This window comes from Kocuria sp. CPCC 205261 (assembly GCF_040981025.1).
Taxonomy (GTDB): Bacteria; Actinomycetota; Actinomycetes; order Actinomycetales; family Micrococcaceae; genus Kocuria; species Kocuria marina.
The window spans coordinates 1-547 of record NZ_JAVKPU010000065.1 but is presented as its reverse complement, the minus strand read 5'-3'; the positions used below and the strand labels follow the sequence as shown (position 1 = coordinate 547).

1 protein-coding gene is annotated in these 547 nt (G+C 68.9%); it reads left to right on the top strand.

Annotation, left to right across the window (positions count from 1 at the left end; genetic code table 11):
- On the top strand, positions 1–547 hold a 547-nt coding region (locus tag RF646_RS13405; RefSeq protein ID WP_368836241.1), incomplete at both ends, for a molybdopterin-dependent oxidoreductase.

Below are 547 nucleotides of genomic sequence, written 5' to 3'. Positions count from 1 at the left end.
GTCCCGCCGCAGCGGCTGGCAGGACGCCGACGAGCAGGGCCGTCCGCTGCGCCGCACGATGGGCTTCGCCGCCCTGGGCGGCGCCACGCTGGACAACGAAGAGAACTACCTGATCAAGAAGCTCTTCACCGCCGCGGGAGCGATCCAGATCGAGAACCAGGCCCGTATTTGACACTCCGCCACGGTTCCCGGTCTGGGAGCCTCGTTCGGACGTGGCGGTGCCACGCAGTCCCTGCAGGACATGGCCAACGCCGACTGCATCGTCATCCAGGGCTCCAACATGGCCGAGTGCCACCCCGTGGGCTACCAGTGGGTGACGGAGGCCAAGGCCCGCGGCGCCCGGGTGATCCACGTCGACCCGCGCTTCACCCGCACCTCGGCGGTCGCTGACAAGCACGTCCCGATCCGGGCCGGCTCGGACATCGTGCTGCTCGGCGCGCTGATCAACCACGTGCTCACCCACGACCTGTGGTTCGAGGAGTACGTCCGCGCCTACACCAACGCGGCCACGCTCGTGAACGAGGACTACCGCGACGCCGAGGACCTC